The organism is Bowmanella pacifica (assembly GCF_014645355.1).
GTDB classification, from domain to species: Bacteria; Pseudomonadota; Gammaproteobacteria; order Enterobacterales; family Alteromonadaceae; genus Bowmanella; species Bowmanella pacifica.
The window spans coordinates 1-10,730 of sequence record NZ_BMLS01000012.1; the positions used below are offsets into that span (position 1 = coordinate 1).

Here is a 10,730-nt window from a genome sequence, read left to right on the forward strand (position 1 = left end):
ATTCTGAACGCCTCGAAGGATCGGTCAACCGATCGCTCGAATATTTCTTAACTGATCGGCATTAAGCTTAATGCTGGCTTTTTTACTCAAGAAGCAAAATCTTAACGTTTAATGGCGACTTGCGGTTGTCCCGGCTGACTCCATTCAACGTGAAACTTCTTACCTTGCGGTTTATCGAGACGTTCAAAGGTGTGAGCACCAAAATAGTCGCGCTGACCTTGCAGTAAATTGGCAGGCAGCACCGCACAACGATATGAATCATAGTAATTCAGTGCCGACGACATGGCCGCACATGGGATTCCCATCAGCGTCGCATCGGCAACAGCATGGCGCCAATTGCCCTGGAAGCTTTGGATCTGACTGGCAAAAAACGGATCCAACAGCAAATTAGCCAGGTTGTCATTCTGTTCATACGCCTGCGTAATAGATTGCAGGAATACGGCGCGGATAATACAACCTGCACGCCAAATCTTGGCTATCTGGGCAAAATCCAGCTTCCATCCCTGCTCTTTACTGGCCATGGCCATCAACTGGAAGCCCTGGGCATATGCACAGATTTTTGAGCAGTACAGGGCATCATGCAGATTTTGTACGGCGCGCTGCTTTTGTTCGTCAGACAGCGTCACCTTAGCTGGACCATGCAGCACATCGGCGGCTTTGGTGCGTTCACTTTTCAGGCTGGAGATACTGCGGGCAAACACAGCCTGAGTAATAGTTTGCGCCGGGCTGCCCACTTGCAGCGCACTGACAGCGGTCCACAGACCAGTCCCTTTCTGGCCAGCCTTATCCAGGATCAGATCAACCAGTGGCTGGCCGGTTTCTTCGTCCACTTTGTCCAGCACTTCTGCGCTGATTTCAATCAGGTAGCTGTTTAACAAGCCAGCATTCCACTCACGGAACGTAGCGGCAATTTCACTGGCGGCCATACCCAGGCCGTCACGCATAATCTGGTAAGCTTCACAGATAAGCTGCATATCGGCATATTCAATGCCGTTATGGACCATCTTTACATAGTGGCCAGCCCCAACCGGACCAATGTAGGCGGCACAAGGCTCTCCTTCTTTGACTGGCTTACCAGGAACATTAGACTCAATGGGTTTACCACTGGCGGGATCCACTTTGGCCGCAACGGCTTCCCACACCGGCTTGATACGGGTCCAGGCATAAGGGTCACCAGACGGCATCAGTGACGGCCCGAACCTGGCACCGACTTCACCACCAGACACCGCAGTGGAGAAAAAGATAAACTTGCCTTTGTATTGCTTTTCACGCTCGACCGAGTCGGTCCACAGGCTGTTTCCGGTATCCACAACAATATCGTCGGCGCCAATACCGGCATCAATCAGATGGTGGCAAACATGATCCACCGGCTCACCAGCCGGCACAGACAACACAATCAAACAGGGCTTTTTCAGCTTGGCCAGCAATTCGGTGTAGGAATGACAACCCACCACACGGGGACTGTCACCAGTGCGCTCTTTTTCATCCTGCGCAATGATGGCATCTATCTTGGTTTGGTCCAGGTCAAAACAGGCGATGCGATAATCATTGTCAGCCAGGTTCAGGGTCAGGTTCTTGCCCATCACACCCAAACCAATAAAACCGATGTCGCAAAGTTGGTTGTCTTGCTGCATGTTGAGTCCCGTTATCTGTGGTTGGCGCAGACGGCCCTGGAAATTTGGCGGCGATTATACACACTCATTGCCGGCTTGTAACTTTCACTCAGAAATAAGCAGGCAAAGACTTTTATATGCCAGTGTAAAGCTGCCAAGCATGCTAAACGGCGGCATCTGACTGGGATTATCATAGCGGCTATCCATCACCAGGCGCCAATAGGCCTCCCCGCCCGGCAGGGTAAAAGTGACGTCATGATCGCTGGCATTAAACAGCATTAACCAATGTTCGGCCTGGGTGCCCTCACCTTTTAGCTCAACGGCAAAGGCCTGGTTATTGACATCATGCCAGTCGTCTTCCACTTTTCGCTCGCCGTCAGGCCGATACCAGCCGACTTTGGCAACATTAAACTGCAAACTGTAATGGTCATCATGCAAATTCAGGTAACTGAGCACTTCACTGCGTTTACGAATACCAATCACCTGCTGACAAAAAGCCAGAAAATCCTGCTTGCTCTGGGTCAGTTCCCAGTCAAACCAGCTTATTTCATTATCCTGACAATACGCGTTGTTATTACCTTGCTGGGTACGACTGAGTTCATCGCCGCCCAGAATATGAGGGATCCCCTGAGACAGCAGCAAGGTGGCAAATAAGTTGCGTTTTTGCCTTTCCCGCAGCGCTTCTATTTGTTTATCCCGACTTGGTCCTTCCACACCATAGTTGGCAGAAAGATTGTGGCCATGGCCGTCCCGGTTTTGCTCCAGGTTTGCCTCATTGTGGCGCTCAGCGTAACTCACCAGATCCTGCAGGGTAAAACCATCATGGTAGGTAATCATGTTGACCGAGCTGGTGATGGCGCGTACGTCTTTGTGAAAAATATCCCGCGACCCCAACAAACGGGTAGCAAAATCACGGGTCTGGCCCTTGTCACCGCGCCAAAAGGCCCTGACCTGATCCCGGTACTTGTCATTACATTCGTGCCAATGGGAGGGAAATTGCCCCAGCCGGTACCCGCCGATGCCTAAATCCCAGGGTTCGGCAATCAGCTTAACGTTTTCTAGCACCGGATCCTGACGCAACGCCCGGAAAAAGCCCGACTGACCAGTAAAATCGTACGGGTCGCGGCCTAAGCTGGCCGCCAAGTCAAAGCGAAAACCGTCCACCCCCATGACCTGCACCCAATACCGCAATGCATCCATCACCAGCTTCATCACAAAAGGATGAGCAGTATTCACCGAATTGCCACAGCCGGAATTATTCAGATAGCGCTGATAATCGGGGATGCCGAATTCGTTATGTTCAAACAAGTAAAAGGCCTGATTATCAAAGCCTTTAAAAGATAATATCGGACCATCCACGCCCCCTTCGGCGGTATGGTTAAACACCACATCAAGAATCACCTCAATACCGGCACCATGCAGACCATGCACCATGGCTTTGAATTCAGCGATGGGATCGTCGATGGCGTAACGCGGGTCTGGACAGAAGTAATTCACCGGGTTATACCCCCAGTAATTGGTCAGGCCTTTATTGCTGATAAAGGGCTCTGGCATAAAGGCCATCACCGGCATCAGCTGCACTGCGGTTACCCCCAGTGCCTTGAGATGCTCAAGCACCACAGGTTCGCACAGCCCGAGAAACTTACCTTGCCTGGCTTTGGGTACCTCAGGATGTAGTTGGGTCAGGCCCTTTACATGGGCTTCGTAGACTATGGTTTCTGCGGCAGAATAGTTGGGCTTTTCATCGCCAGGGAAAAGCTCTGCGGGTTCACACACCACAGATTTAGGCAGCATAAACTGGCTATCATCCCGGTATTGGCGCGCGTTCCATACCGCTGGACGGTTTAAGCGCCTGGCATAAGGGTCGATCAAGAGCTTTTGGGGCGAAAAACAGTGGCCCGTTTCAAGCACAGATGGCCCACGAACACGATAACCGTATAACTGCCCTGGCTGCAGCCCCTCCACATGACCATGCCAAATCTTACCGGTACGGGCCGGTAAATCCACCTCAAGCAAGGGTTCTTCGGTATCGCTATGGAACAGACAAAGAACCACCGCCTCGGCATTGGGCGCATGTACCGCAAAGTTGCAGCCGCTGGCCGTCAAAGTCGCACCCAGAGGTTTGGGCAACCCCGTGGTAACCAGCTGAGATTCAGGCACCATCATCTTACTCATAAATCAGGTATAAGGTCGCCAAAGGAGGTAACTCAAGGGTCAGTGAACAGGATTTGTTGTGCCAAGCCTGTTCTTCAGCCTGATAACAGGTCTGCTCTGTATAACCACTCCCCCAAAAGGTACGGTCATCGGTATTCAGTAACACCTGGTATTGGCCTTTATCATCCACCCCCAGGCGAAAATCACGGCGGGGTACAGGCGTAAAGTTGCACACCACATACACTTTTTGCTTGCCATTGGCTGACTTACGAATAAAGGCCAGAATACTTTGCTCGGCATTGTGATGATCTACCCATTCAAATCCGTCACTCTGGTGATCGCGTTGGTGTAGTGCCGGATACTGACAATACAAGGAATTCAACTGACGATACAGGGATTGAATCCCCTTGTGTTTATCGTATTCCAGCAAATGCCATTGCAGGCTGGCGTCATGGTTCCACTCTGCACTCTGGCCGATTTCATTGCCCATAAAGTTCAGTTTTTTACCCGGATGACCAAACATAAAAGCCGCATAGCAGCGCAGATTGGCAGCCTGTTGCCATTCATCGCCAGGCATTTTTCTCAGTAACGACCCTTTGCCATGCACCACTTCATCATGCGACAGGGGCAAGATGAAATTTTCATCATAGGCGTACACCATAGAAAAGGTCAGCTCGTTGTGATGATAGCGCCGATAGGCCGGGTCTTTGGCAATGTAATGCAAAGAATCGTGCATCCAGCCCATGTTCCATTTAAAGCCAAAGCCCAATCCGCCCTCATAAACGGGGCGCGATACCTTGGCAAAAGAGGTGGACTCTTCGGCAATGGTCATAATATTGGGAAAACGCCGGTAGGCTTCTTCGTTCATCCAGCGCAATAAGCTGATGGCCTCGTAGTTATGATTGCCCCCATCCACATTGGGGATCCACTCACCATCGTTGCGGGAATAATCTAAGTACAACATGGACGCTACCGCATCGACCCGCAAGCCATCGATATGAAATTTATCCAGCCAGTATAAGGCGCTGGCCACCAAAAACTGACGCACCTCATCTTTACCAAAATCATAGATGCAGGAATTCCAGTCCGGATGCCAGCCTTTGCGTGGGTCGGCGTACTCATATACATGGGTGCCGTCAAAACGTGCCAGGCCGTGCCCATCTTCCGGAAAATGCGCCGGTACCCAATCGATAATCACACCAATCCCGGCCTGATGGCTTTGATCGACAAAGTACTTAAAGTCATCCGGGTCGCCAAAGCGACTAGTGGGCGCAAACAACCCGACAGGCTGGTAGCCCCAGGAACCGTCAAAGGGATATTCAGAAACCGGCAGAATTTCCAGATGGGTATACCCCATCTGCTTTACGTAAGGGATCAGCGTATCAACCAACTCCCGGTACGACAGATAGTCATAGCCTTGTTCTGTCAGTTTGCGTCGCCATGATCCTAAATGCACTTCGTAAATACTGATGGGCTGATGATAAGGGTTCACGTCCTGGCGCTGACGCCAAGCACTGTCCTGCCACTGATATTGCTGATGGTTATAGACAACCGAGGCGTGAGAAGGATATTGCTCAGCCTGAAAACCAACAGGATCGGCCTTATGTGGCAGGGCATTGCCATGGCTGTCTTTAAGTGCATATTTATAACGCTGGCCCACATCAAGCTCAGGTACAAATAAAACCCAATAACCCAAACTGGTTTTTTGCATGGGGTGGGCAGACTCATCCCACCAGTTAAAGTCACCAATAACGGATACGGCACTGGCATTTGGTGCATACACCGCAAAGCGGGTGCCAGTAATAGGCTCAGCCAACCCCATATCCAGACTGATGACCTGGGCGCCTAACTGCTGATAGAGGTTCTGCGGGTCCTGGTCAACAAAATGCACCGCATGGTAGGCCTGCTGCGGGAACTGATATGGGCAAATGCGTTCATAGCGACCACTGGCGGTGAGAATATCCAGTTTATATACGCTAGCCTGCCAATCTGCTGCCACATCCAGCTCAAATAAGGCTGAACTGGCCTCGCGGCGCATTCTACCCAGAATGTGGTTATCAGCCACTGTCACCACATTGGCTTCCAGCGCACCGGGTAACCAAGCCCGGATACGGGTGCAAGGTTCATCCCGGTGCACACCAAGAATGTCAAAGGGCTGGGCACAAAGACGCTGTTGTAGCTCTGCTGATTGCATCCATAGTTCCTTGTTAGCGGGGCGAATGTTGGGCGGCTTTTTGCCTGGCCTCGGTCAGTTTAAGGCCAAGCTCTGTAAGCGCAGGGTCCCGGAACAACACCTCTAGTGGTTTACTGAGTTTGCGTCGCCAGTTGGGGTACTCTTCACTGGTACCGGGCACATTCACCGGAGCCTCCATTTCCAACCAGTCTTCCAATTGCAGGCTAAGCAGCGCACTGCTGCCCTTAGCCATATGTACCTGCATGCCATGATTCAGTGCTCTGCTCATACCAACCTGCTCCACCTGAGCACTGATTGTGTCATCAATACTGCCATGCCCATGCAACGAATCGAGAATACGTTGTTTGTTGTCATGCCTGGCGTGAAACAGTCCCTGCGATAATTCCTCACAAGGATACAAGCCCAAACGCTGCCCCAGTTCTAAGTCAAGGCAATGCCAATAGCCGGTTAAGGTTGGCATATCATGAGTAGTCAGGGTAGACATAGACTGCACCGGATAGTGGGCTGGAGAGAAAAAGCCACCATCCTGAGCCTGTTCAAAGAAAAACACCCGATAGGAATAAATGCCGTTGTCCGCCAGTTTGCTGCGAATGGCATCCGGTACCGTACCCAGGTCTTCTCCTATTACCATGACCTTATTACGCTGACTTTCCAAGGCCAAAATACCCAGCAGATCGTCCACCGGATAATACACATACCCCCCTTGCTTGGCGCTGTCTCCTTTTGCTACCCACCACAATCGAAGCAGTGCCATCACATGGTCGATACGCAACGCACCGCAGGAACGCATATTGGCGGCAAACAAGTCAATAATGGGCTGATATCCTTGCTGGTAGAGCTGCTGCGGATCCATAGGGGGTAATCCCCAGTTTTGCCCAAGCGGGCCGAGCACATCTGGTGGCGCCCCAATACTGGCGTTGGTGGCATACAAGGACTGGTTACCCCAGATCTCGGCACTACCTTCACTGACCCCCACAGCCAGGTCCCGGTAGAGTCCGATACACATCGCGTGGCTAGCCGCCACCTCATGGGCCTTGTCTAATTGTCTTGCCGCCTGCCATTGTAGAAACTGATAAAACAGTACTTGCTCAGCATGCTTCTTAGCAAAGGCTTGTACCTTAGGTTTGTGAAATTCAGAGTAGCTGGCAGGAAATACCGGCCACCCCCAATAAGGTAACCCCTGCGCTTTAAAATGTGCTTGTAAGGCTTCATAAGTGGCGAACATTCGCAGGCTTTCTCCCCCCTCTTGTATAAAGGCCTTAAAACGTTTTGCTAACGCCGTATTCGACGCTAAATCACTGTCCCTAAACTCTGTATACAAGGGCGCCAGCACGGCCAGTTTTAATTCGGTGACTAGCGGATAATCCACATATTCACTGGCTCTTGCCTGCGCGAGCTTTTGCTGAAAATCGGCTTGCAGACAGACAGATTGAATAGTCGGCTGGGCAAAACCCTCAATGGCTGTTACATCTAAATAAATGATATTTAGCCAGCGCCGTGACGAGGGGCTATATGGACTGCAAGCACCAGGATTGGCGGGATACAAGGCATGAATAGGGTTTAGGCCGATAAAATGCGCGCCCTGCCCAGCCGCCTTTTCCAGCAGCAGGCATAAATCGCTGAAATCCCCAACTCCCCAGTTATTTTCGCTGCGTAGACAATAAAGCTGTACGCTAAGCCCCCAGACCTTATCCCCCGCGGCAATGGCGGGCGGCGAGTAACAAGCCTTAGGGGCCACAATCCAGCGCATCACCGCCAGTACTTGTTCATCCTCAGCTAACAGGGAGAGCTGATGGTAGCCGATTGGTAATTGACTGTTGAAACACAGTAAATATTCCTGAAATTCGTCATCCTGCACGTCACCAACATTGATCAGCTCGCCGTCACTGGGCACCAGGTTTTGCTCTATCACCTCACCTTGTTCGCAGTTCAGACGCAGCAGGTAATTGTCATTAACCAGCTCAATAGGCAAACGCACCGTAAAGAGTAAAGGTTCGTCAGCGCGATTAACTTGCACCGGGTCTAGCGCTCGCCACCACACTTGCTGGCGCTCCTGCTCCAGCTTGTCCATTAAGGCGTTTTCATCATCAACCGGGTAGCCCATGGCCGCCAGTAGTTTCACTTTACTGGCAGGGTCGATATGCGCTGGTTTCCCCCAGGCATCGACATACTCGGACTCAATACCTCTGATTTCTAACAGTCTATCGATAACAGATTGGTTCATGGGTTTCGAATCGCCATACTAAAGGATGCAATCATCCGGTTGATGTTCACGCTAACAGACGGTTGTGCTGGTTGAAAGGCTTGTCTCTTTGAGCGCAAACCTGTCCAGGGCGAAAAGCGGCTGTGGCGTCGTCGGGTAACTAGGTTAGATCTGGGCTGTTACCAGAGCATGACCGGATCCCAGATTACAAGCTAGTTAAGAATTACTGGCTAGTCTATTGGAATACGATTGCATTAATATTTTTTTGTAATTTAACAACAATACAAGGATGAAGCTTTGCCTTGTCGTTCAGTTTGATCCATAATTTCTGTAATTAAATTTCAACAAGTGCAAAAAAGCCGAGGAATGTCATGACCATTAAAGTTGCCATTAACGGATTCGGACGTATAGGTCGCAACGTACTGCGCGCTCTGTACGAATCAGAAAAACACTACGACCTGAAAATCGTTGCCATCAACGACCTGGGCGATGCCTCCATCAATGCGCATCTGGTTAAATACGACACCGCACATGGTCGCTTTGCCGCTTCGGTTCGTCACGACGATGAAGCGATTTATGTCAATGACGACAAAATTAACATCTACTCCGAGCGTAACCCCGCAGACTTGCCTTGGGGCGAGCTGGGTATTGATGTGGTATTCGAATGTACCGGTTTGTTCACCAAGAAAGCCGATGCCGAAGCGCATATTAAAGCTGGCGCGCGTAAAGTGCTGATTTCTGCGCCAGGCAAAGATGTGGATGCCACTGTGGTATACGGTGTCAACCATGATGTGTTGACCGGCGATATGACGGTTATTTCCAACGCCTCTTGCACCACCAATTGCTTGGCCCCTATCGCTAAGCCGTTGTATGACGCACTGGGTATTGAAAGCGGTTTGATGACCACTATTCACGCTTACACTAACGACCAGCGTTTAAGTGATGTTTACCACACCGACGTGCGTCGTGCCCGTGCCGCCGCCATGTCGATGATCCCATCTAAAACCGGCGCCGCAGCGGCTGTTGGTTTAGTGGTGCCTGAGCTGAAAGGTAAATTTGACGGCATGTCTGTTCGGGTTCCTGTGATTAACGTATCACTGGTTGACCTTAACTTTATCGCTGGCCGTGAAACCAGTGTTGAAGAAGTTAATGAGATCATCGCCAAAGCAGCCGCCAGTGCGCCAATGAGCGAAGTGTTGAATGTTAACGAGCAGCCGCTGGTTTCCGTTGATTTTAACCACGTTCCTTATTCATCAGTATTCGATGCGACCCAAACTAAGGTTCAGGGTAAGTTGGTCAAAGTGATGTCCTGGTACGATAACGAGTGGGGCTTCAGTAACCGTATGTTGGATAACGCCCAATACTGGCTTAGCCTGTAACACTAAGATATTCTCAAGGCAGCCAGACGGCTGCCTTTTTTATATCCAGGGATGGATGGTATGTCGATGTTGCAGGGAGCTTTCATCGACGATGTCCAGGGATGATGGGCTGAAAATTGCTCCTGCATTTTCGGCACTTCCACCATCCGTGCTGGTCGGCTGAAAATTGCCCCTGCATTTTCGGCACTGCCACCATCCGTGGCAGTCGGCCAAAAGGAACTTTCGTTAACTTTATTTATGCGTCTTTGGTAGAAGGAGCCACCGTGAAACTATCCACCCATGTTTTTCAGCGCATCTCCGATCAGGGCATGCCCATTGTTAGTGTTGATAATCCTCTGGCCAGCCTTGAGTTATCACTGTTTGGCGGCCATGTGCTCAGCTTCATGCCGAAAAAAGACAACCGGCAACGCTTATGGATGAGCCCGAAAGCGGTAATGGACGGTAGCAAGCCAATCCGTGGCGGTATTCCTGTCTGCTGGCCATGGTTTGGCGCCGCATCCGACGGCAATTTACCTGCTCATGGGTTTGTCAGAGACCAGATGTGGCAAATCCTACGTGTCGATGACGACCAGGAGCAGACCCGCATACAATTGCAACCAGAGCGAGCTTATTTGAATCCCGGGCAAGAGCATCTTGATCTGATGCTGGAATTACTGATTGGCGAGCAGCTCACCCTGAATCTGATCACGCAAAACCGTCAGGCCCACTCGATTCGATTTGGTGGCGCATTGCACAGCTACTTTAGGGTGCAAAATATTGACCACGCTGAAATCCAAGGACTCTCTGGCGCTTATTTGGATAAAGTTCAGGACACATCGGCAGAGCAAACACCAAGCCCGTATCTCATCAGCTCAGAAACCGACAGAATCCACGTAAATGCCGTATCTCAGGCCAGTATCATTGAGGGCGAGCAGCAGGCTGTTACCATTGGATTTAAAGGTCACGACAGTATTGTGGTCTGGAATCCCTGGCAGGAGAAAAGTGCGCAGATGGCAGATATGACCACCGATGGCTATCGAAAAATGCTTTGTATTGAGGCCGCGATTACCCAGGGAATAGAATTAGCGCCAGGGCAAAGCCATATCCTGACACAAATCATCAGTTAAAAATAAAGCCGGCGAACAGCCTAATGCCAGTCAGTTAAGCTGACTGGCATTTTTCTTTGTGGGGTATTTATTGGGTTTTCT

6 protein-coding genes are annotated in these 10,730 nt (G+C 50.7%); 2 read left to right on the plus strand and 4 right to left on the minus strand.

The features are described from left to right. Window positions 1-101: 101 nt before the first annotated feature. From gnd to malQ, 4 genes are all read right to left on the minus strand, one after another. Entirely contained in the window at window positions 102-1,634 is a 1,533-nt protein-coding gene (gene gnd / locus IEX02_RS20195; protein ID WP_188699277.1) for an NADP-dependent phosphogluconate dehydrogenase, read from the minus strand. 84 nt (window positions 1,635-1,718) lie between these two features. Continuing rightward, on the minus strand, window positions 1,719-3,776 hold the full coding sequence (gene glgX, locus IEX02_RS20200; RefSeq protein WP_373285050.1) for a glycogen debranching protein GlgX: 2,058 nt from the start codon (window positions 3,774-3,776) through the stop codon (window positions 1,719-1,721). 4 nt (window positions 3,777-3,780) lie between these two features. Then, window positions 3,781-5,961 (minus strand): 1,4-alpha-glucan branching protein GlgB, encoded by a 2,181-nt coding sequence (glgB, locus tag IEX02_RS20205; protein WP_188699279.1) that lies wholly within the window; start codon window positions 5,959-5,961, stop codon window positions 3,781-3,783. 13 nt (window positions 5,962-5,974) lie between these two features. After that, window positions 5,975-8,185 carry a 4-alpha-glucanotransferase gene (malQ, locus tag IEX02_RS20210; protein ID WP_188699280.1) on the minus strand — a complete coding sequence of 737 codons (2,211 nt, stop codon included), beginning with the start codon at window positions 8,183-8,185 and terminating at the stop codon, window positions 5,975-5,977. Window positions 8,186-8,535: 350 nt separating this feature from the next. On the opposite strand from malQ, the gene gap reads away from it, so the two are divergent. Both gap and IEX02_RS20220 read left to right on the plus strand, forming a co-directional pair. Further along, a complete protein-coding gene (gene gap / locus IEX02_RS20215) occupies window positions 8,536-9,543 on the plus strand; it encodes a type I glyceraldehyde-3-phosphate dehydrogenase (RefSeq protein ID WP_188699281.1) in 1,008 nt (335 codons plus the stop codon). Between the two features lie 263 nt (window positions 9,544-9,806). Beyond that, window positions 9,807-10,649 carry a D-hexose-6-phosphate mutarotase gene (locus IEX02_RS20220; protein ID WP_188699282.1) on the plus strand — a complete coding sequence of 281 codons (843 nt, stop codon included), beginning with the start codon at window positions 9,807-9,809 and terminating at the stop codon, window positions 10,647-10,649. The last annotated feature ends 81 nt before the right edge of the window (window positions 10,650-10,730 follow it).